Raw genomic sequence first — 21,985 nt, 5'->3', positions numbered from 1 at the left:
TGGACCGACGGTGCGATGGGGGCTCACGACACCCGCCCGGGCGGTCGTCCGACCTGCCCGGCGCGTGGTGCGGTGGTCACCAGTGCGTGGTGACCGGGTCGCCGATGCCGACGTTCTCGTAGTACCAGGCCGCGTCGCCGGGGGCGAGGTTGATGCAGCCGTGGCTGACGTTGGCATTGCCCTGCGAGTCGACCGACCAGGGTGCCGAATGGACGAACACACCGCTCCAGGTCAGGCGCACCCCGTACTCACCATCGATCAGATAGCCCTCGGGCGAATCCAATGGGATGCCGATGGTGCGCGAGTCGAAGACGACGTGCCGGAACTTCTCCAGCACCGGGAAGGTACCGGTCGGGGTCTCCCAGCCGGGCTTACCCATCGAGGCGGGCATCACCCGCACCACCTGACCGCCGATGCTGACGGTGAAGGTGTGCGCCGACATGTCCGCATCGGCGACGACACCGGCGTTGGTGGCGAACTCGGTGCGGACCTGATCGCCGAAGCGCACACCGATGGTGGCGTTCGCGGGCAGGTACCCGGTGGGTGTCCAGGTCAGTTGCCTGGCGCCGGCCCAGGAGAAGGTGCCGGTCAGTGGCCGGTCGGCGGTGATCGCCAGCGCGCGCTCGGCGGCTGCCCGATCGGCGACATCGCTGTCGAATCGAACCGTCACCGGATGGGCGATGCCGACCGTGCGTCCGCCGGAGGGCGTGATGGAGGCGACCGTACCGATATCCGCGCCGGGCGGAGATCGGTCGATCATCATGGTGTTCGCCGCGCCCGAACCGACCATGGCCAATGCCATGATCGCGGCGGCCAGAAACAGGTGCCGAACTACGCTTCGCATGGCTCCACCCCCTTCGAGACGGTGTGGTGGGCAGAAGTCCAGTCTAGGCGCGCATGATCAACTACGACACCGGCCGTTGCCTGCTCGTTACGCGAGGCGCGGTGCGGCTACTCGGTCACCAGCTGCCAGTCGTCGGGTAGTCCGTGCACGTGGATTTCCGAACCCTCCGCGTGCAGGGTGACCGTGGCGGGCCCGAGCCGCATATCGGTGAGCGCGAGCTTGCCCCAGCGCCGCGGTAGTCGCGGGGTGACGATGAGCCGCCGGTTCGGTACGCACGGGGTGAGTCCGAGGAACGAGCGCACCAGCAGCAGTGGCGCCGCACTGGCCCATGCCTGCGGCGAGCAGGAGGTCGGGTACGGGATCGGGGAGCGGAATTCGGCGCGGCCGAAGCCGCAGAACAACTCCGGGAGCCGGCCACCGAACTCGGCGGCGGCGTCGAGCAGACCGGTGGTGAGCCGTTCGGCCAGCTCGCTGGCGCCGGGGATGTGGCGGTAGCGCTGCAACCCGGCCACCGCGATGGCGGTGTCGTGCGGCCACACCGAGCCGTTGTGGTAGCTCATCGGGTTGTAGGCGCCCATGGTGGCGGCCAGGGTGCGCAACCCGAAACCGGAGTCCATCGAGGCGTCGGCGAGCTTGTCGATCAGCTCGGCCGCGCGTTCGTCGGCGACGATGCCCGTCCACAGACATTGGGCGGCGTTGCTGGTCAGCGCGTCGACCTGATGTTTGTGGCCGTCAAGGGCGATCGCGTACCAGCCGTTCTTGGCCACCCAGAACGCGTCGTCGAACCGGGACTTGAGGTCCTCGGCCTGGCCGCGTAGCCGCACCGCGGTCTCGTGGTCGCCGAAATGTTCGGCCAGTTCGGCCCGGGCCAGCCGGGCGGCGTAGGCGTAGCCCTGGACTTCGCTGAGCGCGATGGACGGCTCGGCCAGATGCCCGCTCGCGTCGTTGATCGCGTCGTAGCTGTCCTTCCAGCCCTGATTGGTCAGACCTCGGTCGGTTTTGCGGCGGTATTCGATGAAGCCGTCGCCGTCGGCGTCGCCGTATTCATCGATCCAGGCCAGGGCGGCGTCCGCGGCCGGCAGCAGCTCCCGGATCACCGACTCGTCGGCGCCCCAGCGCCAGCATTCGGCCAACAGCATCACGAACAGCGGGGTGGCGTCGATCGAGCCGTAGTACACCTCGCCGCCGAGCACCTGACCGCCTGCCGGGCCGTGCCGCATCTCGTGCATGATCCGGCCCGGCTCCTCCTCGGTGATCGGTTCCACCTTGGTGCCCTGGAGTTTGGCCAGCTGGCGCAAGGTGCCCAGCGCAAGCGCCGAATCCAAGGGCAGCGCCATCCAGGAGGTGAGCAGGCTGTCGCGGCCGAACAGCGTCATGAACCAGGGCGCGCCCGCGGCAACATAGGCCGGGGACCCGTCGCCGCGGCCATCGATGCGCAGGGCGCCCAGATCGCTTTCGGTGCGTTGCAGCACCTGGGTGAGCCGGGAATCGGTGGCGGTCAGATCGGTGGCGGTGGCGCGCCAGGCCTTGAGCCTGCTGATCGGGCTGTCCTCATCGTCACCGAAGGCCATCTGCACCCGTCGGTGCGCCACCACCGGCTGGGCCAGGATCTCGGTCTTCCACTGCCCGTGCGCGGGCACGACCACCTGCCAGGTGACGGTGCCGGGCAGCATCACCGGATCGCCGGTGGCGCTGATGGTGACGCCGCGGCCGGGATCGGTGTGATCGATCAGGTGCAGTTCGCCGTCGACGGACTGGGCTTCGGCGCTGCCGAGATGCTTGCGGCCCTCCTTCACGGCGAACAGATCGGCGAAATCGGCGTCGGCGAACAGTGTCACGGTGATCGCGGTGTCCTCGTGACCGAGGTTCTGCACGATGACCGCTTCCTTGAGCCCCTGGCCGATCATGCGTTTACGCACCACGAGAACGGTGCTGTCGGCGACGCCCTGGCGCGGCTGCTTGCGCATGATGAACCGCGCCTTGAACGCCTCGGGAGTGAGCACCGTGAGCTGTTCGGGCGCTTGGCCGTCCAGCCGCAGCTCCCACCGCGAGATCACCCGAGCGTCGCGATAGAACAGGCCCTGCGAGGTCCCCGCATGGATATCGCCGAGCTGATCGGACAGACAGAAGGTGCTCGCTTCGACGAGGGTGATGGTCCCCCCGCCGCCGTTGACGGCGGCGGGTTGACCGGAATTGAGGACCCTGAGGGGCTCACTCATGCTCGACTCCAAGCCGGTGTCGTGCCGTTGTCCGCACGCAGACCGAGCAGGCCGCTGCGCCGGAGCTCGACGGTGGTCAATTCATCTGCCGGGCGATGGGATTCGTCCCACGCTTCGAGTATGCGGTAATAGGCCGCCTCGTATCCGGCACCGAGCTGATCGACACCGAAAAGTTCTTCCACGCGCTTGCGGCAGGCATACGGATCCAGATCGCCCGCCTTGGCGATGGCGGCGGGCAGTTCGGCCGGGTCGTCGCAGATGATGCCGGTGACCCCGTCCACGATCACCTCCTCGACCGCGCCGCCGCGCAACGCCACCACCGGGGTGCCGCAGGCCATCGCCTCGATCATCACGATGCCGAAGGGCTCCTCCCAGCGGATCGGGAACAGCAGGCAGCGCGCCGAGGCGAGCAGTTTGCGCTTGGCCACGGCATCGGCCTCACCGAAGACGTGATCGCGCTCGGTGAGCAGCGGTTCGATTTCCTTGGCGAAGAACGCCTTTTCCGGCGGCTCATTGCATTTACCGGCCAGGATCAACGGAATACCGGCCTCGTGCGCGGCGTGCAGGGCCAGGTGCGGACCCTTGTACGAGGCATAGCGGCCCAGGAACAGCGCGTAGTCCTTCTTCTCCACCTGGAACGGCCATTCGCTCGGCCGCAAGGCATTGTGCACGCGGGCGATCCAGTTGAACGACGGGGCCAGCGCGCGCTGGCGATCGCTGATGGCGACCAGCCGGGTGTGTTCGTCGAGTGCGCCGTAGTAGTCGCACATATCGCCGTCGACCGGGCCGTGCACGGTGACGGCGGTCGGAATACCCAGCGCCTCATAGGCGGGCGCGTTGAGCGGGCCCGCGAAGGTGTGGTCGTGGATGATGTCGATGGGCATGCGGCGCGCCAGATCCTCGATGATGCGCCGGACCTTGAGCGCGTTGACCACCTCGGGGAACGGATCGCCGAGTCGGTCGGCCTGGATGCGATCCCACACCGGGATGAATTCCGCTGCGGTGCCCGGCTTTCCGGCACCGAGCAGGGTGACCTGGTGACCGCGCGCGACGAGGGTGTCGGCGAGTTCGGCGACCACCGCCTCCACTCCGCCGTAGCCGGCGGGCGGGACATCGAAATAGGGGGGAGCGACGAGAACGATGCTCAGTTGCCGGTTGCGGGCGGCGCCGTTCAACGCGTCGCTGCCGGGTTTTCGGCCCAGGATGTCGGAGTCGGAATCGGTGTCCTCGTGGGTGAAAATGGTGCTCAACGTAACCCTCCTCAACAGTGGCCGCGGCGCGCGCAGAACGTGGCCGTCGGCCGATGGGTGGAGCTGGTAGCAACTGAAAATCACTGGCGCCGAGGATGTGCGGCGCAAGCAGGCGGCAGCGCACTGCCGCACGGACAACTGACGAATGTCCGACGCCCTCGCGGATTGATCTACACGGCGCCGGCTCCCGCCCGATCCGGGGCCAGCGTGAACGCCGCGCGGCCGGTGGCCGTCGCGTTCAGGGTGTACCTGGCTCGGCGTAGAACCAGGCACTCGGGTGAGCAGTAGCGGTGGATGTCATGGGCGCGGCGTGCCTGACCCACGGTCAGCTCGCCGGGATCGGCCGAGCAGTCCGCGATGTTGGAAACGACCTGGCGCACCGTGATGACGTCGATCCTGGATTCCTGTTCCGCCTCGCGGTCCAGTTCCGGTTCGAGCGCCGGCGACGCCGTGATGTACCCGATCCTCACCGTTACCTCCTGCATGTCGAGCTCGAGCTATCAGTTACGGCAGCCGTTGCGGCTGCCGATCGCGCTGGTGACTCGTGGTGACGCACAAAGCAGGTGAAGCCTGAAAATCGGTACGTGGAGTGATGCGTATCACGTAACCGCGGCCCAGTGTACGCGCACTCAGTTACCTACTCGGCAGTTCGCAGGTCGAACGAGGATTCTGGGTCGGAATATTCGCCGAATCGGGCATCTACAGTGCAGTTGTGGTGGGAGCCGGTGGCTTTCGGGCGGGGCGGACCGTGACGTCGGAGGGTTCGTTTAGCGGTTTTAGGCCGCGCTGGCTATGTGTGAGCTATCTATTTCTGGGTACTCCGGACGCGCATCGGCCCGGCCGCCGCAGCAGCCGGGCCGATGGTGGGAGAGCCGGGTGCGGAAGTGTCAGCCGCGCACAGCACGCAGGACGTCGGCGTGCAGAGCGTCCGCGCGGGCGGTGATGGTCTCGATCCGGCCGAGCGCGGCGGTGAAGGCGGCGCCGTCCTCGGCCGACAGCGAGCCGACATTGATCTCGATGTTGAGTCGCGAACTCGTCGCGGCCGCGCGCGCGGCATCGGCGGCGGCGCCGATATCGGTGACCACATTGGGGTTGCCGATCGGCAGCAGTTCGGCCGCCAGCGACAGCACCTCGTCGGCCTCGTCGACCACCGCCGCGGGCACCCGGGCCGCCTCGATCAGCGCCGCGGTGATCGCCGCGCCGCGGGCCTCGGTCTCCTCGGGCGTGGTCTTGGGCAGCTTGTAGGCCGCGCCCACCGCGGTGAACGCGGCGGCGTCGGCATCGGCGAGCGCCAGCGCCCGCAAGCGAGCCGCGTCGGCCGCCTCGATGATCCGGTCCACGACCGGACGATGCTCGGCGTCCTTGGCCCTGGTGGTGTAGCGGGCGACCATCGCGATCAGCGCCGCGCCCTGAGCGGCGTGCAGGGCGGCGACGGCGCCACCACCGGGTGCGGGCACCTTGGCCGCCAGATCGGCCAGATATCCGGCGACGGTGGCGTCGGCGAAGCTCGGCGCGAGATCCGGATGCGAGGTGGACGGCTGCGACACGGCGGTGTGGCCTTTCGTTGTGCTACGACGGGGCGCACTCACGCTACCGCGACGCCGGTGTGGCCGGTGGCAGGCGGTGAGATAGCCGTGGCTATGTTGAGTGCTATGCGGATCGGATTGGGTATCAATTATTCGGGGGGCTTCAAGGAGGTCGCGGCCGAGGTCGCCGATCTCGAGCGGGCGGGCCTGGACGTCGTGTTCGTCCCGGAGGCCTACTCATTCGACGCGGTGAGCGCCCTCGGCTATCTGGCCGCCAAGACCGAGCGCATCCAGCTGGCCTCGGGCATCTTGCAGCTCTATACCCGCACCCCGAGCCTGACCGCCATGACGGCCGCGGGCCTGGACTTCGTCTCCGACGGCCGGTTCCTGCTCGGTCTCGGCGCCTCCGGCCCCCAGGTGATCGAGGGCTTCCACGGCGTGCCCTACGACGCGCCGATCGGCCGCACCAGGGAACTGGTGGAGATCTGCCGCAAGGTGTGGCGGCGCGAGCGGCTCGAATACGACGGCAAGTACTACCAGATCCCGCTGCCCGCCGACCGAGGCACCGGCCTGGGCAAGCCACTGAAGCTGATCAATCATCCGGTGCGCGAACGCATTCCGGTGTTGCTGGCCGCGCTCGGACCGAAGAACGTCCAGCTGGCGGCGGAAATCGCGGAGGGCTGGCAGCCGATCTTCTTCCTGCCCGAGCAGGCAGAGAAGGTGTGGGGCGATGCGCTCTCGGCCGGTCTGGCCCAGCGTGATCCGGCCCTCGGCCCGCTCGATGTGTACGCGGGCCCGGCGCTGGCCATCGGCGAGAACGTCACGCCGCTACTGGAATTCGTGAAACCGCATCTGGCGCTCTACATCGGCGGCATGGGCGCCAAGGGCAAGAACTTCTATCACACCCTTGCCACCAAATACGGCTACGGCGCCGAAGCCGACCGTATCCAGGAGCTGTACCTGGCGGGCAAGAAAGAAGAGGCGGCCAAGGTGGTGCCCGACGAGTTGGTGCGCGACATCTCGCTGGTCGGCCCGGCGAGCTTTGTCAAGGAGCGCGTCGCCGCCTTCGCCGAGGCCGGTGTGACCGTGCTCAACGTGGTGCCGATGGCGGCCACGCCGGCCGAGCGCGTCGCGCTGATCGAGCAGCTGCGCGCACTCTGCGACTGATCGCGCCGGGCCCGTCATCGGGATGGGCCCGCCGCGCGTGCACAAGGGCCCCGTGCCGACTCATCGTCGGTGCGGGGCCCGTGCTGTGGGTGACGTCAGTTGCCGCCGCGCAGATCGGCCAGGGCCGCGTCCAGGGTGGTGTGCAGGGCGAACACCTGGTCGAGGCTGGTCATCTTGAGCTGACGGCTGGTGGCCGGGCCATCGGCGACCACCGCGATCGCGGTGGTGTCACCGGCGCGCTGATGCGCGGCGACCAGGGCCGCCATGCCCGCCGAAGCCAGGAAGGTGACCGCGGTCAGGTCGATGATCAGGCCCGCGGGCTCGCTGCCGAGGGCCGCGTCGATCGCGTTCTCCAGGGCGGGTGCCGTGGCCAGGTCGACCTCCCCGGTCACCGTGAGCACGGTCGCCCCGTCGCGGGTGGCGACGGTGGTGGTCATCGTGTCGGTGAGGGGATACGCGTCTCCGGAAGTGTTTGTCACATCATCACAATCTGCCATGATCCGGGCGATCCTGCCGAATCGTCACCCGGATACCTGTCGGTTCGTTCCACGTAGCGGGTTGGCCACCGGGAACGCGATCGCCGGCAACGTCACCGACATCCGCACCCTGGTACCTGACCCGCTGTGGTCGATGTCGAGCTCTTCGGTGAGCGCACGCATCATATCCAGTCCCCGGCCACGGTACCCGCGATCGGCCGACTGTGGCTTCCAGATACCGGTGTCGGTGACCCGGATCTCCACCTTCTCGGTATCGCAGCGCGCGCTCAGCTCGACCACGCCCGACTCGGTGTCTCGGTAGGCGTGCTCGATGCTGTTGCTGCACGCCTCGTTGGCGGCCGCGACGAGGTCGGAGGCCAGATCGTGCGGCACGGCGGCGGCGGTGAGCCAGGCCTTGAGGGTGCGCCGCAATACCGACAGCTGTTCCGCTCTCGCCGGCACCTCGACGTGCAGCGGCGCGGGCGGCTGCCGGTAGACCACCATGGCCACGTCGTCGTCGTAGCCGCCCGCCGGACGCAGCCGGGACAGCACCGCGTCGGCCACTTCGCGTGGAATCCGCTGATGGGTCTCGGCCAGCACATCGGCGATCTGGTCGAACCCGTCGTAGATGTCGACCCCGCGCTGTTCGACGAGCCCGTCGGTGAACAGCACCAGCGTCGCACCGGGCGGCAACGGGGTGGTGGCCTCCGGGCGTCGCGGCATGTCGAAGGTCGCCAGCGGTACCGCGCGTCCGCCCTCGAGCATCCGCCCGGTGACGCCGACGTCGGCGAGGATGGGCGGCATATGGCCGGCGTTGCTGTAGCGCACCAGCCCGCGGACCGGGTCGAGGACGGCCGCGCACACCGTGGTGCACATGGCACCCGGGATTCGGGCGGCGACGGTGTCGAGTTCGGCCAGCAATTGCGCGGGGCCCGCCCCGCGCAGCAGCAGGGCGCGTGCGGCGGTGCGCAGCTGGCCCATCACCACCGCCGCCGACAGGCCACGGCCGACGCAGTCACCGACCACCACGCCGATCGTCCCGTCCTCCAACGGCACCACGTCGTACCAGTCGCCGCCGATCTCCAGCGGCGGCAGCGCCGGTTCGTAGTGCACCGAGAACCGCGGCGGCAGCTCGATCGGGCCGAGCATGGCGCGCTGCAACGTCAGCGAGGTGGACCGGGCCTGGTCGAAGTTGCGCGCCCGCTGCACCGCGAGGCTGAGATGGCCGATGAGCAGGGAGAACAGCGTCCAGTCGGCGGCGCCGACGACGCGTGGGGCGGCGAAACGCAGCCACAGCGCGGCATCGGCGGTCTCACCGAGCGGCGCGACGATGCCCTCGGCCCGGTCGGCGCCCTCGGGTACCGCGATCAGGGTGCGGCCCGGCCGCAGCCTGGCCCGCTCCAGCAGCTCGCGGGTTTCGGGGGCGAGGACCTGCGCCGGCTGTGGTTCGCCGACGGCATCGGGTTCGGCGTCCACCGCCGCCCCGGACACATACACTTCGGGTTCGCCCTGCCGGGTCTGCCAGACCGCGACCACCGCGGTCTCCGCGCCGACGGTGCGCCGCAGCTCGTCCAGGCCCACCTCGAGCACCTCGGCGACGCTGATGGCCGAGGCCACCGCCGTCGCCAGCCGCGAGGCCGCCTGATCGCGGGCCTGGGCGTCGTGCTCGGCGGTGACGTCGCGAATGGTGCCGACGAAGATCCGTTCGTTGCCCTCGGGCTTGACCAGCGTGCTGGTGCTGACCGCGAGCCAGCGGTCGCGGCCGTCGCGATGCCGGATCTGGGTGACGAAGCGCAGCGCTGCGGTGCCGAGATCGGGATAGCGCTGCCCCTCCGGCAGCGACCACGGATGCGGCAGCGCGTACGGCACCTCGTTGGCGCCGTATCCGGTCAGCTCACCGAAGGCCGAGTTGACCTCGATGATGGTGCCGCGGGCATCGGCGACGAAGAACCCGTCCTGCAACGATTCCACCAGCGCGGTGCGGAATTCGTCGCGGCCGGCCAGATCGTCGGCGCGCGAGCGTTGCTGCTCGTAGCGGCGGGTGCCGTCGAGATAACCACGGGTGGCGACGTCGAGGGTGATCAGGGTCTGCAACAGGAATTCCAGCGCCGATTCCTCGAGCGCGCTGGTGCCCGGCCCGCCCGATTCGGCCTGCACCTGTTTGACCACGCGGTAGTGGTTTTCGGTGAGGTCGAGCAGGCTGATGCCCTCGACCAGCGCCCGCCGTCCGAGCTCATGGCCCTCGGCGAGGCTGTCGTGTGCGGGGGAGCGCAGATGGCGCCGCAGCGCGTCGGCGTAGTCGTCGAGAAAGGCGGCCAGGACCGTGCTCATCGTCGGCACCCACCGCTCATGAGGTTCCGTTCACGCCACGCACCCTGGCCGCGAGGACCAGGGCGTCGTCGCTGTCTTTGGCGTTGTTGTCCAGCAGCGCGGCGGTGATGTCGACCGCCGAGGTCGACAGGTCGACGGTGGTGCCGGAATCGATGACGACGCCGTCGGTGGACATCAGCAGCAGATCTCCTGGCCGCACGGCGACGGTCTGCGGCTGCAGATGCGGCGGCAGCCGATAGCCGACGATGCCGCCGGTCTGCAATACGGTCGCGCTGATCGCGGGCCCGGTGGGCCCCGCGGTGAACAGATGGGTGTCGACATTGCCCACCCCGAGCCACTGCACCGAATCCGCGCCGAACAGCGCCAGCGATACCGCGGCACCGCGGGTGTCGGCCATCGCCCGATGACACAGCACCATCAGCTCGTCCAGTGGTTCGCCGCGATGGTCGGCGAGCACTCGGGCGGCGCGATCGACCGCCGACGCGGCCGCCTCGCCGTGGCCGAGCCCGTCCAGGACGGCGAACAGCGCGGTCCCGGCGCCGGTATCGAGCACGACGCACCGATCGCCGGAGATCTGCTGTCCGGGTAAGGCGCGACCGGCAACGGCCCATTCGATCCGGCCGATGAACCCGTCATCATGCACCGTTGGGTACCCACTTCCACATCTCCACCAACGTGCCGCGACCGGGACCCGAGTCGACCGTGAGCCGGTCCATGAGTCGTTTGGCGCCCGGCAGGCCGAGACCGAGCCCGAGCCCGGTGGAGTAACCGTCCTCCATGGCGCGGGCGATATCGCGGATGCCCGGCCCGTTGTCGCTGGCCTGCACCACCAGGGCCTGGCGGCCCTCGCGTTCGTCGACGAGTAATCGGATCTCGCCGCTGCCCGCGTAGCTGGTGATGTTGCGCGCGACCTCGGAGATGGCGGTGGAGATCATGGTGCGGTCGGTGAGGGAGAAGCCGAGTTGTTCGGCCAGTTCACGTCCGGCCTGACGAGCGGTGACGATGTCGTTGGACATTTTCACCGCGATGACTCTGTCCTCAGCGGCCACTGTCACGACCGTCTCGCCGCCGGGCAGGGACATTGCTGTTCAGCCAGGCCAGGCCCTCTTCCAGGTCGAGGGCCGTGTGCATGTCCTCGAAGGTGAGGCCGAGCTGGACCATGGCGAACGCGACTTCGGGTTGCAGCCCGACGATGACGGTCTGAGCGCCGCGCAACTGCGTCATATGCGCGATGGTGCGCAAGGATCTGGCCGCGAACGAGTCCATCACGTCGATCGCGGTCACATCGACGATGATGCCGTGCGCCCGGTACTTGCTGACCTGGGTCATCAGGTCGTCCTGGAGGCGCTCGGTATCGGCATCGGTCAGTGCCGATTGCACCGACGCGATGAGATATGTGCCCTGTTTGAGAATCGGAACCGGCATGGGCGGCTGATCAACGCCCGCCGCGCTCGGAAACGCGCGAGATCTCGTAGCCGAGCAACCGTTCGGCCTCCTCGATACCGCCCTGGAGGTCGCCGACGGCGTTCATCTTCGACAGATCCAGGCCGATGGTGACCAGGGTCAGCGCGATATCGGAGGACAGGCCGGTGATGATGACGTTGGCGCCCATCAGGCCGGAGGCGTCCACGGTCTGCACCAGGTGGTTGGCCACGGTCTGGTCGATCTCGGGAACACCGGTGATGTCGATGACGACCACCTTGGCGCGGTTGGCCCGGATCGCGCGTAGCAGCTGCTCGGTGAGCTGGCGGGCGCGCTGGCTGTCCAGCACGCCGATGATCGGCAGGATGAGCAGCTGCTCACGGACCTGCAGCACCGGGGTGGACAGCTCGCGGATGGCTTCCTGCTGCTGGCGGATGACGCGTTCGCGTTCCTGCACGAACGACACGCCCACGGTGTTGGCGATGCGGTTGGCGGCCGGTTCGTAGGCGTCGAGGACGTCGTTGAGCAGTTCGAAATTCGACTGGTACTTCTCGAACAGCGAGCGGGCCAGCACGTCGCGCAGCAGCAGCACGATGCCGAGGATCTCGTCGGTCTCGACGCCTCGGGGAATGATGCGCTCGGACAGATCACGCGCGTAGGCCTGCAGCGCTTCGACGCTACCGGTCTCGAGCACCTCGACGTAGTTGTCGAAGATCGAGGTGGCCTCGGAGAAGATCTCCTCCGGCGTCATGGCGGTCAGCAGGCGGGCATCGGTGATGCGGCGCGCCCACTCTTCCCGCAGCACGGTGCGGTTCTGGCGCAGGTGCTCGACCAGCTGTGGAAGCAGATTGTCGACCGGTCCTGCGGCCAGTGAGTCCGCCGAAAGGCTCATGGACACCTCGGACATGGAAACTCGTGCCCCTTTCGACGGGTCTGTCGGGCCGCGCTGGTCGGCCTGGGTTGCGCTCGGCTGCGTGCCGATTTCGAGCCTAGTCATACCCCAGCCGTCGTGCCGTCGAAACCACCAGGTCGTGCTGTCGCCCCGTGGTGTCGGTCACCGTCGGTCCCGGCCGGTGGCGTGAAGCCGTGTTCCAGGGCCGCGAGCACCTCGTCTAGGTAGACGGTGAGATCGGTATCGGCGCGGGTCAGCCAGGCATCGAAGGCTGCGCGGGCGGCGGCGAGCGTGGCCCGGCCCACGGCCATCGGGATCAGCGCGTCCTCGGGCTGGCCCAGGCGCGTGGCGGCGAAGGCGCTGACGGTGCGCTCCCAGGCGTCGTAGTGGGCGCCCGCGGTGGCGGCGAGCGCGGGCACGGTCGCGACCAGTTGCATGCGGGTGCGCAATTCGGGCACGTCCTCGGCGCGGTAGCGGTTGGCGTTGACCACCACCCGGCGCACCGCGGTCATCATCGGAATGTCGGGGTCGACGGTGGTGAACGCCTCGCGCAGCGCCTCTACCTCGGCGTCGAACTGGTACCAGAGCACCTCGGCCTTGCTGGGGAAATAGCGGAAGAAGGTGCGGCCGCTGACGCCGGCGGCCGCGGCGATCTGCTCGACGGTGGTCTCGTCGAAGCCCTGCTCGCTGAACAGCCGCATGGCGATGAGTTCGAGCTCGCGCTTGCTGGTGCCGCGCGGGCGCCCTCGGGTGCTGTGTGCCGTCACGGCTATTGATTATGCGGCCCGGCGGCCTATTGATTATGTCAGTGAGTGACGTTAATGTCGGCGCCATGATGGCGGATCTCACATGGACCGAGGCGGGCGAATATGTCGCCGCCGGTGTGATCCTCGCCGTGCCCATCGGCTCGACCGAACAGCACGGCCCGCATCTGCCGTTGTCCACCGACACCGACATCGCGCTCGCGCTGTGTGCCGGCCTGGCCGCGCGGCGCTCGGACGTGCTCGTCGCCCCGGCCGTGCCGTACGGCTCGAGCGGCGAGCACGCCGGCTTTCCCGGGACGTTGTCGATCGGTGCGGCCGCGCTGGAACTGCTGATCGTGGAGCTGTGCCGCTCGGCCACCGACTCCTTCGACCGGATCGTGCTCGTCAACGGGCACGGCGGCAATGTCGAGCCGCTGCGGCGGGCGGTGGCGCTGCTGCGCACCGAATCTCGCGATGTGCGCCTGTTCCTGCCGCGCTACGACGGCGACCCGCACGCCGGACGCACCGAAACCGCACTGCAACTGGCGCTTTCGCCCGAACGAGTCCGGACCGGACGGGCCGAGGCGGGCGACACCCGGCCGCTGCCGCAGATCCTGCCGCTGCTGCGCAGCGGGGGAGTGCGCGCGGTGAGTGCGAACGGTGTGCTCGGCGATCCGGCGGGCGCCACCGCGCCCGAGGGCGCCGCCCTGCTCACCGAACTGATCACCCAACTGACCGACCAGACCCGGCTGTGGTGGCCGGTGACCTCCCCCGAAAGGACCCAGCCATGAACCCCTGGTTCGAGACCGTCGCCGAAGCGCAGCGGCGCGCGAAGAAGCGGTTGCCGAAGTCGGTGTACGGCGCGTTGATCGCCGGCTCCGAACGCGGCCAGACCATCGAGGACAATCAGGCCGCCTTCGCCGAACTGGGTTTCGCGCCGCACGTCGCCGGGCCGATCGGGGAACGCGACCAATCGACCACCGTTCTCGGCCAGCACATTTCGATGCCGGTGCTGATCTCGCCGACCGGCGTGCAAGCGGTGCACCCCGACGGTGAGGTGGCCGTCGCTCGTGCCGCCGCCGCGCGTGGCACCGCGATGGGCCTGTCCTCGTTCGCCAGCAAGCCGATCGAAGAGGTGATCGCGGCCAATCCGTCGACCTTCTTCCAGTTGTACTGGTGTGGCAGCAAGGACGAGATCTCCGCGCGCATGGCAAGGGCCAAGGCCGCGGGCGCGGTCGGGCTGATCCTGACCCTCGACTGGTCGTTCTCGCACGGCCGCGATTGGGGCAGCCCGGTGATCCCGGAATCGCTGAACCTGCGCACCATGATGAAGTTCGCGCCGCAGACGCTGGTCAAGCCGCGCTGGCTGAGCACGTATGTGCGTTCGGGCACGCTGCCCGACCTCACCGCACCCAATATGGCTGTCGGTGACGCGCCCGCGCCCGGCTTCTTCGGCGCCTACGGCGAGTGGATGGGCACACCGGCTCCCGACTGGGACGATGTGCGCTGGATCTGCCAGCAGTGGGACGGTCCGGTCATGCTCAAGGGCGTCATGCGCGTCGACGACGCCCACCGCGCCGTCGACGCGGGCGTGGCCGCCATCTCGGTGTCCAACCACGGCGGCAACAACCTCGACGGCACCCCCGCCGCCATCCGGGCTCTTCCGGTGCTGGCGGACGCGGTGGGTTCGGAGATCGAGATCCTGCTCGACGGCGGTATCCGCCGGGGTAGCGATGTCGTCAAGGCCGTCGCGCTCGGCGCCCGCGCGGTCATGATCGGGCGCGCCTACCTGTGGGGTCTGGCCGCCAACGGGCAGGCCGGGGTGGAGAACGTGCTCGACATCCTGCGCGGCGGCATCGACTCGGCACTGCTCGGGCTGCGCAAGACCAGCATCACCGAGCTGGACCGCAGCGACATCGTGGTGCCCGCCGGATTCGAACGCGCCCTCGGTGTTCCGGCCGCGAAGGAGCTCGACGCCGCGGTCTCGAACCCCGCCTGAACCGGATCCCGCCGGAGAGACGAAAGGCCGGCTCACCCGTGGTGAGCCGGCCTACCGGTGCCCGTTCGAGGCGCGATGGTGTTCGAGCAGGACGTCGTAGATATCGGCCAGTGCCGTCAACTGCTCGCGATCGAGGACGTCGATCATGTGTCTGCGCACGCTCTCCACATGGGCGGGCGCCGCGGTCGTCAGCACCTCGAGCCCGCGCGGGGTCAGTCGGGCGGCGGTGCGCCGGGCATCGTCGGGAATCGGGGCTCGCGTCACGAGCCCGCGCCGCTCCATCCGGGTGATCTGATGGGAAAGCCTGCTCTGCGACCACTCCAGCTTCGCCGCCAGATCGGCGAAGGTCAGACAGTGCTCGGGATCCTCGGCGAGGTAGGCGAGGACCGAATACTCGACGTAGGTGAGGTCGGATTCCCGCGTCGAATCGCGTCCGACAGCGGCCGCGATGAGGTCGCGGGTCCGGACGAATCCCAGCCAGGCCCGCATCTCGACGTCATCGAGCCAGTGGGGGTCGGTCACGTTGGCGCTCCAATTCCGGCGGTTCGGGTCAGGTCCGCGCACCCGCGCACCGCGCGATACCTGCTGAAACGAGAGTTAGCACCCCTGGGGTTGAACGTGCAACCTTTTGTGGCCGATCCCAGTGTGGTGCGCCTTGGATAGGGTTGCCTAACCGCAGGCCGGGTGCCGATCGGTCGTTAGGCTCGCTGTGCTTCAGTCCAGCCGTGGCTGTTGCCGAGCCCGACACTTTGCCCGAAGGAGTGCGCTTCAGTGACCGCCGCGCCGGACTTCCGCTACTCAGACCTGCTGCCGATCGGTGCCGATGACACCCCGTACCGGTTGCTCACCACCGAAGGCGTCAGCACCTTCGAGCAGAACGGCCGCACCTTCCTCCAGGTCGAGCCGGAGACCCTGCGGATGCTCACCGCCGAGGCGATGCACGACATCAGCCACTATCTGCGGCCCGCGCACCTGGCCCAGCTGCGCAAGATCATCGACGATCCGGAGTCCAGCGGTAACGACCGGTTCGTCGCGCTCGACCTGCTCAAGAACGTCAACATCTCCGCCGGCGGCATCCTGCCGATGTGCCAGGACACCGGCACCGCGATCGTGATGGGCAAGAAGTCCGAGGGCGTGCTCACCGGCGTCGACGACGCCGAATGGATCAGCCGCGGCGTCTACGACGCCTACACCAAGCTGAACCTGCGCTACTCCCAGCTGGCCCCGCTCACCATGTGGGACGAGAAGAACACCGGCTCCAACCTGCCCGCGCAGATCGAGCTGTACTCCAACCCCGGCGATCCGGCCGACCCGTCCTACAAGTTCCTGTTCATGGCCAAGGGCGGCGGCTCGGCCAACAAGTCGTTCCTGTACCAGGAAACCAAGGCCATCCTGAATCCCACCCGGATGCTGGAGTTCCTGGACGAGAAGATCCGCTCGCTCGGCACCGCGGCCTGCCCGCCCTACCACCTGGCGGTCGTCATCGGCGGCACCAGCGCCGAATTCGCCTTGAAGACGGCCAAATACGCCTCCGCGCACTACCTGGACAACCTGCCCACCGAGGGCTCGATGACCGGCCACGCCTTCCGCGACCTCGAACTCGAGGAAGAGGTCTTCCAGCTCACCCGTGAGTTCGGCATCGGCGCGCAATTCGGCGGCAAATACTTCTGCCACGACGTGCGCGTGGTGCGCCTGCCCCGCCACGGCGCGTCCTGCCCGGTCGCCATCGCGGTGTCGTGTTCGGCCGACCGGCAGGCACTGGCCAAGATCACCAAGGACGGGGTGTTCCTGGAGCAGCTGGAAACCGAACCGGCCCAGTACCTTCCCGAACAGACCGACGCCATCCTCGGCGGCGATGTGGTGAAGATCGACCTGAACCGGCCGATGTCGGAGATCCGCGCCGAGCTGTCGAAATACCCCGTGAAGACCCGGCTTTCGCTCACCGGGCCGCTGGTGGTCGCCCGCGATATCGCGCACGCCAAGATCAAGGAGCGCCTCGACGCGGGCGAGCCGATGCCGGACTACCTGCGCGATATGGCCGTCTACTACGCCGGCCCGGCCAAGACCCCCGAGGGTTACGCCTCCGGATCCTTCGGACCGACCACCGCGGGCCGCATGGATTCCTACGTCGACCAGTTCCAGGCCGCGGGCGGCTCTTTCGTCATGCTGGCCAAGGGCAATCGCTCGGCCCAGGTGACCAAGGCCTGCAAGGAGCACGGGGGCTTCTACCTCGGCTCGATCGGCGGCCCCGCCGCGCGGCTGGCGCTGGACTGCATCAAGAACGTCGAGGTGCTCGAATACCCCGAACTCGGTATGGAAGCGGTCTGGAAGATCGAGGTCGAGGACTTCCCGGCGTTCATCGTCGTCGACGACAAGGGCAACGACTTCTTCGCCGAGACCCAGAAGCCGATCGCGCTGCGCGTACGCACCCGCTCCAAGGAACGGGTCTGAGCTCCCACATCCTGGACTCGGGCGAGTCATAGGTTATGCACATGATGGGGATCGGCTGTGGACAAGCACGATCCTGAGCGGATCCGCTTGCGCCGCAGCCCATTCCTGTCCTGTTGAATTCGGCATTCCTGGAGGTCAACGCCCTTGAGGTGGGCGAAGGTGAAAACCATTGCCGCGTGGGCATTGTGATCCACAACACGTGGATAACCTTGTGGACAGTTGCCGCTTCAAGTTGTTCTGCCTGGTCGCGTCGGCGCGGGCGTGAGCTGGGACTCTCGGCGTGTCGCGCTACTATCGACGGCTATGTGGCCAACCAGGGAAACACGGATAAGGCGCCGGTCGGCGCGGCGGGCGATCGCGGCCGCGGTGGCGCCGTTCGCCGTCGCGGTCAGCGTTGCCGCGCCCTCGGTGCAGGCCGCGCCCGCGCCGCAGCCCGCGTCCCCGCCCGCCGGTGCCGTCCTCGTCTGGCCGATCGCCGCCGCGGGGACCGAGGGCCTGAACCCCCTGCTGGCCCTGGCCTACACGATGGCCGCCGATGAAGCCCACGCCGCCGGCGTGCCACTGTCCATCACCTCCGGCCATCGCACGCCCGCCGAACAACAGGCGCTATGGGAGGAAGGTGTACGCACCCACGGCAGCCCCGAGGAAGCCCGGCGCTGGGTGCTGCCGCCCGAGGAATCCACCCACGTCACCGGCAACGCCATCGACGTGGGCCCCATCGAAGGCGCGCACTGGCTGGAAGCCAACGGCAACCGGTGGGGACTGTGCCGGACCTTCGATAACGAATGGTGGCATTTCGAGCTCGCCACCTTCCCCGGAACCCCCTGCCCACCCCGAGTACCCGACGCCAGCATGCGCTGAGCGGCATGCAGAGCCCGAGCCGCTAGCTGCCTGGTGGCCGACGACTGAGTCCACCACGGCGGGGTCGACCCACGCCGCCGCGACGGCAGCCGAGGTGAGCTCACGAGGGTGGGAAACCGCCGATGCGGGTGTTCTGGAAACTGCTGAACAGCCATTGCCCCTCGCGGCGCACAGCCACCCGGGTCTGGATCGATTTCTCCTCCGGATCCGGTGCCGTGTCCGGTGGCGCGGGCCGCCCGGCCGTGGTGATCACGATCGCCGTATCCGGCGTCGGGAAGCGCAGGTTCAGCACGTCGGGTTCGGGCATCCGGGTGCCCTTCATGAACCCGTTCAACCCTTCCTGCATGGCTGCCGCGATCGCCGCGCGACCAGGGATGTATTCCCCGATGACGGAGACGAAGACGGCGTCGTCGGTGAAGGTGTCGGCGAAGGCGGCGCCGTCTGCGGTCGCCCATGCCTGGATCTGAGCGTGCAGCAGCGTCCACAGCTCTTTCTCGGTGGTCACATCGTCGGTCATGAGTTGTTCCTCTCCCTGATCAGCCCGGTGGGCTCGGCGACGAGGCTGCCAGGGCGGTGACCGTGTGCTCAATGACCCGGCAGGTCATGGACCGATTGGGTCGGCGCGGGCAGGATCGCTAGTCTGCGGTGGTGCGACAGGGTAACCAGGGTTCTCCGGTCGGGGCGTTGTTGCGGCAGTGGCGGCTCCGGCGACGGTTGAGCCAACTCGAGCTCGCCCTGGCCGCCGAGAGTTCGTCGCGGCACATTTCCTATCTCGAGACCGGCCGGTCGCAGCCGAGCCGGGCGATGGTGCTGAAGCTCTGCGCGGCACTGGACGTGCCGCTGCGAGAGCGGAATACGGTCCTGCTCGCCGCGGGATTCCCGCCGGAATACCGGGAGAGCCCGCTCGACGATGCGGAGCTGGCATCGGCGCGAACCGCCTGGGAGACCATGCTCGCGGCACATGAGCCGTACCCGGCGGTGTTGGTGGACCGGTACTGGAACGTGATCACTGCGAATCGCGGTATGCAACTGTTCGGCACCGCGATCGCCGACGAAGTGGCCGCCGAGCCGCCCAATGTGTACCGCATCGCCCTGTACCCGGAAGGGCCGGCGTCGCCCGCTCGGATGGTCAACTACCGGCAGGTCCGAAAGTATCTGCTGGAGCGCCTGATCGGGCAGGTGCGCGCGACCGGAGATCCGGCCCTGCGGGATCTCTACGACGAGGTATCCCGTTATCCGCTGCCCGCCGAGCCCGACGAGACGATCGACGAGGTGACCCCGAGCCCGTTCTCGATACCGGTCCGGATCCGCACCGCCGCCGGCGAGCTGCGCATGTTCAGCACCACCATGACCTTCGGCGCCCCCTCCGACGTCACCCTCGCCGAACTCGCCATCGAGCTGTTCTACCCGCTGGACGAGGCCACCGCGACGATCCTGCACGAGCTGGCCCGCGCCGGCGGCCTTCCGGTCGGTCACAGCGCACGGTGACGTTCGGCATACTTGACGCTGTGCGCGTAACTCGTACCAGAATCCGGTACCATTAGGTGGCGACGTAGGAGAGGAACCGGGCCGATGACCAGTATGTCCGCCAGCGAGGCGCGCGCGAGTTTGTACCCGCTCATCGAACAAGTCAATGACGATGCTGTGGCCATCCACATCACCAGCCGCAAAGGCAACGCCGTACTGATCTCCGAAGACGAGTACAACTCCCTTCGCGAGACCCTCTATCTGATGCGGTCCCCCGCCAACGCGGCACGCCTCGCCCAGGGCATCGCTCAACTCGAGGCCGGTGAGGTGGTCCAGGTCGACATGGAGCGGCTTGCGGAAGAGCTCGGGTGAAAGTCACCTTCGCGAAGGTCGGGTTCGAAGACCTCGGCCATTGGATCAATACCGATCGCAAAATCGCCTTGCGGATCGTGCGCTTGATCAATGACATCGAACGTGACCCGTTCACCGGGCTGGGTAAGCCCGAGCCATTGAAAGGCGACAAGTCTGGGTATTGGTCTCGTCGGATCAATGACGAGCATCGCCTGGTCTATGCCGTATCAGGAGATAACATCCTCATTGCTCAGGCCCGGTACCACTACTGACGGCGCCGCTCGACGAGCGGTTCGCTACAACACCGAACAGCACTCTAGGAATCGTTCATCGAGTCGAATGACTTGCGATCGGGTCGTTCGTTTGCTGCCGGAGTGCCGAATTTCCTGGCAAACTCGTCCCACCACGCGGTGGGCGGCACGGCCAGCGCAGCTTCGGCCAATGCCTTTCCGGTCGCTGTGGTGATCAGGGGGATCATGCTGCGGATGAATCGGTCCATGGATGCGGCGCCGCGTCCTGCTTCTTGGTATTCCCGGGCCGTGAGCAGCAAGTCGAGCTTGTCGGCATCCCGTGAGCACAACGCTTCCACGCTGGCGCCGGGCTGTTTGGCAGATTCGTGCTCGGTGACGGCTGCGCGGATTCGTACGGCCAACGCCTTCGGTAGACCGGCCGTTTGGTCGGCGACCACTTCACCGGCAGGGACCTGGTGAACGTACGCCTTACCCGAGGCCTGCACGTCCCCGTAGCGGGTTTCAGGAATGTCATGGAATATTCCGAGCACAGCTGCCCGCTCGGCGTCGGCTCCCTCTGCTACGGCGATCACGAAAGCCAGCACGGCTACACGCCATGAATGCGCGGCGACGGACTCGCCATCGGTGATCCCGGCGCGCAGCCATCCCGCCCGCGGGAGCGACTTCAGATAACCCAGCTCGTAGGCGAAGCTGATCGCTTCCTCCGCGCTATTGGCGTCGGTGCTCATTCTGTGCTCCCAACGAGATAGTAAACCTGTTCCAAGAGCTGCCTTGCTCGTGGCGTGAGACTGTCACTCGCGGTGACCTCGTCGACAGTAGTAGAGACCGCCGACGCCCACCTCGGATGTGTGACAAGTGCTCGCCGCGAATGTGCGAGCGACCACAAGGTGTAGGCACACAGCTCCCGATATGGTGCGCGAGCGACGCCGGAAAGAAGTGATGGCAGCAGGAGCTGTCCAGACCAGGAATTGCCATCAGGTCGCACCATGTCGGCGTCAGATGACCAGGGCACCGTGTACTCGCCCACCCAATAGGCCCAGTACCGAAGATTCGCCCGCACACAGTCGGGGTCATTCATCCCTTCGGCAACAAACCGGTGCAGGGGTTCGGGATCACCTGCCGTAGCCGAGCGGATAGCTGCGGAACGTGCGACCGCCCACGCCGGAGACCATCGCCGTAGGTCTGCCAATGCGGCCTGCCTTCTGATCTGGTCGGAAGCCCACGTGTCCATCGACTTGTGGGTGGCATCATGGGTCGCGACAAGAAACACGGCTTGCCGCCGCAGCATTGCGCCTTGCTCGCTGTCACCCGCAGATTCAGCCACGGTTCGGAGGATGCCGATTGCTTCGGCGCGCTGGCCAGCCGGTATATGGAGGACTGCTGGAGCATCGCTCAATTGGCGAGGCACGACACCCGTAAACGGCCACATGAGCATCTCGGTGGTCGCTCTGTCGGGCACAGTCAGGCCAAGCGGGTGCCGTCTGGGATCTCGCTGATCCAGCCCGGACAAGATGTCGTCCACAAATAGGGCAGTATCGAAGGCTGTCACCTGACCTGGCCCAGCGCCCAATGTCAACAGTGCACGGCTCAGCTGCCGCAAACGTGAAAACGGCAATCTTATCAGTGAATTTCGGCCCTGTTCCCAGGCGCCCACAGTCTTGACCCCGACATCGAGCGAGGTTGCCAGCGCTTCTTGGCTGAGCCTGAGCTGTCGCCTGATCGCAGCGAGTACTGC

Annotated in this window: 24 protein-coding genes; 9 read left to right on the top strand and 15 right to left on the bottom strand. The window is 67.8% G+C overall.

The window, feature by feature from the left end:
- Nucleotides 1-76 precede the first annotated feature (76 nt).
- The 5 genes from AC4HOU_RS03415 to AC4HOU_RS03395 all read right to left on the bottom strand — a co-directional run bounded on the left by AC4HOU_RS03415 (nucleotide 77) and on the right by AC4HOU_RS03395 (nucleotide 5,860).
- Nucleotides 77-844, bottom strand: a complete 768-nt coding sequence (locus AC4HOU_RS03415; RefSeq protein ID WP_194991956.1) for a L,D-transpeptidase — start codon at nucleotides 842-844, stop codon at nucleotides 77-79.
- 107 nt (nucleotides 845-951) lie between these two features.
- Entirely contained in the window at nucleotides 952-3,063 is a 2,112-nt protein-coding gene (locus AC4HOU_RS03410) for an amylo-alpha-1,6-glucosidase (protein ID WP_163815480.1), read from the bottom strand.
- On the bottom strand, nucleotides 3,060-4,265 hold the full coding sequence (locus AC4HOU_RS03405; protein ID WP_195020786.1) for a glycosyltransferase family 4 protein: 1,206 nt from the start codon (nucleotides 4,263-4,265) through the stop codon (nucleotides 3,060-3,062). Before AC4HOU_RS03405 ends, AC4HOU_RS03410 begins: the two co-directional genes overlap by 4 nt.
- Nucleotides 4,266-4,483: 218 nt before the next feature.
- Nucleotides 4,484-4,783 carry a hypothetical protein gene (locus AC4HOU_RS03400; RefSeq protein WP_195019588.1) on the bottom strand — a complete coding sequence of 100 codons (300 nt, stop codon included), beginning with the start codon at nucleotides 4,781-4,783 and terminating at the stop codon, nucleotides 4,484-4,486.
- Between the two features lie 417 nt (nucleotides 4,784-5,200).
- A complete protein-coding gene (locus tag AC4HOU_RS03395) occupies nucleotides 5,201-5,860 on the bottom strand; it encodes a cyclodeaminase/cyclohydrolase family protein (RefSeq protein ID WP_163815478.1) in 660 nt (219 codons plus the stop codon).
- 105 nt (nucleotides 5,861-5,965) lie between these two features.
- Between AC4HOU_RS03395 and AC4HOU_RS03390 the strand changes: the two genes are divergently transcribed.
- A complete protein-coding gene (locus AC4HOU_RS03390; RefSeq protein WP_163815476.1) occupies nucleotides 5,966-7,006 on the top strand; it encodes an LLM class F420-dependent oxidoreductase in 1,041 nt (346 codons plus the stop codon).
- Between the two features lie 95 nt (nucleotides 7,007-7,101).
- On the opposite strand, the gene AC4HOU_RS03385 is transcribed toward AC4HOU_RS03390, so the two are convergent.
- From AC4HOU_RS03385 to mftR, 7 genes are all read right to left on the bottom strand, one after another.
- Nucleotides 7,102-7,443, bottom strand: coding sequence for an STAS domain-containing protein (locus tag AC4HOU_RS03385; protein ID WP_163815564.1), 342 nt, complete (start codon nucleotides 7,441-7,443; stop codon nucleotides 7,102-7,104).
- Nucleotides 7,444-7,527: 84 nt separating this feature from the next.
- The gene (locus AC4HOU_RS03380) at nucleotides 7,528-9,813 is read right to left on the bottom strand and encodes a SpoIIE family protein phosphatase (protein ID WP_195019587.1); all 2,286 of its coding nucleotides are present in this window, start codon (nucleotides 9,811-9,813) and stop codon (nucleotides 7,528-7,530) included.
- A gap of 16 nt (nucleotides 9,814-9,829) precedes the next feature.
- Entirely contained in the window at nucleotides 9,830-10,456 is a 627-nt protein-coding gene (locus AC4HOU_RS03375; RefSeq protein ID WP_280213405.1) for a SpoIIE family protein phosphatase, read from the bottom strand.
- Nucleotides 10,449-10,829 (bottom strand): anti-sigma regulatory factor, encoded by a 381-nt coding sequence (locus AC4HOU_RS03370; RefSeq protein ID WP_036537652.1) that lies wholly within the window; start codon nucleotides 10,827-10,829, stop codon nucleotides 10,449-10,451. The genes AC4HOU_RS03375 and AC4HOU_RS03370 overlap by 8 nt, the downstream gene beginning before the upstream one ends.
- 22 nt (nucleotides 10,830-10,851) lie before the next feature.
- Nucleotides 10,852-11,238 (bottom strand): STAS domain-containing protein, encoded by a 387-nt coding sequence (locus AC4HOU_RS03365; protein WP_014351609.1) that lies wholly within the window; start codon nucleotides 11,236-11,238, stop codon nucleotides 10,852-10,854.
- A gap of 10 nt (nucleotides 11,239-11,248) precedes the next feature.
- On the bottom strand, nucleotides 11,249-12,142 hold the full coding sequence (locus tag AC4HOU_RS03360; protein ID WP_014351608.1) for an STAS domain-containing protein: 894 nt from the start codon (nucleotides 12,140-12,142) through the stop codon (nucleotides 11,249-11,251).
- 86 nt (nucleotides 12,143-12,228) lie between these two features.
- Complete coding sequence (gene mftR / locus AC4HOU_RS03355) at nucleotides 12,229-12,894, bottom strand: mycofactocin system transcriptional regulator MftR (RefSeq protein WP_195019586.1); 666 nt, start codon at nucleotides 12,892-12,894, stop codon at nucleotides 12,229-12,231.
- A 65-nt stretch (nucleotides 12,895-12,959) separates the two neighbouring features.
- Here mftR and mftE point away from each other — a divergent pair, with 65 nt between their 5' ends.
- Nucleotides 12,960-13,661 (top strand): mycofactocin biosynthesis peptidyl-dipeptidase MftE, encoded by a 702-nt coding sequence (gene mftE / locus AC4HOU_RS03350; protein WP_163815560.1) that lies wholly within the window; start codon nucleotides 12,960-12,962, stop codon nucleotides 13,659-13,661.
- Entirely contained in the window at nucleotides 13,658-14,869 is a 1,212-nt protein-coding gene (mftD, locus tag AC4HOU_RS03345) for a pre-mycofactocin synthase MftD (protein ID WP_195019585.1), read from the top strand. Before mftE ends, mftD begins: the two co-directional genes overlap by 4 nt.
- Nucleotides 14,870-14,920: 51 nt before the next feature.
- Here the strand turns inward: mftD and AC4HOU_RS03340 are convergent, their stop codons facing one another.
- A complete protein-coding gene (locus AC4HOU_RS03340; RefSeq protein WP_195019584.1) occupies nucleotides 14,921-15,391 on the bottom strand; it encodes a MarR family winged helix-turn-helix transcriptional regulator in 471 nt (156 codons plus the stop codon).
- 249 nt (nucleotides 15,392-15,640) lie between these two features.
- Between AC4HOU_RS03340 and AC4HOU_RS03335 the strand changes: the two genes are divergently transcribed.
- Together AC4HOU_RS03335 and AC4HOU_RS03330 are read left to right on the top strand one after the other, a co-directional pair.
- The gene (locus tag AC4HOU_RS03335; RefSeq protein ID WP_195019583.1) at nucleotides 15,641-17,320 is read left to right on the top strand and encodes a fumarate hydratase; all 1,680 of its coding nucleotides are present in this window, start codon (nucleotides 15,641-15,643) and stop codon (nucleotides 17,318-17,320) included.
- 303 nt (nucleotides 17,321-17,623) lie between these two features.
- Nucleotides 17,624-18,181: a M15 family metallopeptidase gene (locus AC4HOU_RS03330; protein ID WP_195019582.1), complete on the top strand. Its 558-nt coding sequence runs from the start codon at nucleotides 17,624-17,626 to the stop codon at nucleotides 18,179-18,181.
- Nucleotides 18,182-18,281: 100 nt separating this feature from the next.
- Here the strand turns inward: AC4HOU_RS03330 and AC4HOU_RS03325 are convergent, their stop codons facing one another.
- Nucleotides 18,282-18,698, bottom strand: a complete 417-nt coding sequence (locus AC4HOU_RS03325; RefSeq protein ID WP_195019581.1) for an SgcJ/EcaC family oxidoreductase — start codon at nucleotides 18,696-18,698, stop codon at nucleotides 18,282-18,284.
- Nucleotides 18,699-18,829: 131 nt separating this feature from the next.
- Here AC4HOU_RS03325 and AC4HOU_RS03320 point away from each other — a divergent pair, with 131 nt between their 5' ends.
- The 3 genes from AC4HOU_RS03320 (at nucleotide 18,830) to AC4HOU_RS03310 (ending at nucleotide 20,271) form a co-directional block, all read left to right on the top strand.
- Entirely contained in the window at nucleotides 18,830-19,669 is an 840-nt protein-coding gene (locus AC4HOU_RS03320) for an MmyB family transcriptional regulator (RefSeq protein WP_195019580.1), read from the top strand.
- Nucleotides 19,670-19,753: 84 nt separating this feature from the next.
- Nucleotides 19,754-20,020, top strand: a complete 267-nt coding sequence (locus AC4HOU_RS03315) for a type II toxin-antitoxin system Phd/YefM family antitoxin (protein WP_194990043.1) — start codon at nucleotides 19,754-19,756, stop codon at nucleotides 20,018-20,020.
- Nucleotides 20,017-20,271 carry a Txe/YoeB family addiction module toxin gene (locus AC4HOU_RS03310; protein WP_194990042.1) on the top strand — a complete coding sequence of 85 codons (255 nt, stop codon included), beginning with the start codon at nucleotides 20,017-20,019 and terminating at the stop codon, nucleotides 20,269-20,271. The genes AC4HOU_RS03315 and AC4HOU_RS03310 overlap by 4 nt, the downstream gene beginning before the upstream one ends.
- A gap of 44 nt (nucleotides 20,272-20,315) precedes the next feature.
- Here the strand turns inward: AC4HOU_RS03310 and AC4HOU_RS03305 are convergent, their stop codons facing one another.
- On the bottom strand, nucleotides 20,316-20,978 hold the full coding sequence (locus tag AC4HOU_RS03305) for an HD domain-containing protein (RefSeq protein ID WP_194990041.1): 663 nt from the start codon (nucleotides 20,976-20,978) through the stop codon (nucleotides 20,316-20,318).
- A gap of 521 nt (nucleotides 20,979-21,499) precedes the next feature.
- Here AC4HOU_RS03305 and AC4HOU_RS03300 point away from each other — a divergent pair.
- Nucleotides 21,500-21,778, top strand: coding sequence for a hypothetical protein (locus tag AC4HOU_RS03300; protein WP_228806235.1), 279 nt, complete (start codon nucleotides 21,500-21,502; stop codon nucleotides 21,776-21,778).
- Nucleotides 21,779-21,985: the final 207 nt, after the last annotated feature.

This window comes from Nocardia sp. JCM 38205 (assembly GCF_058222935.1).
Note: the sequence above shows the minus strand (reverse complement) of the source record. Positions and strands in the feature narration are given on the sequence as shown.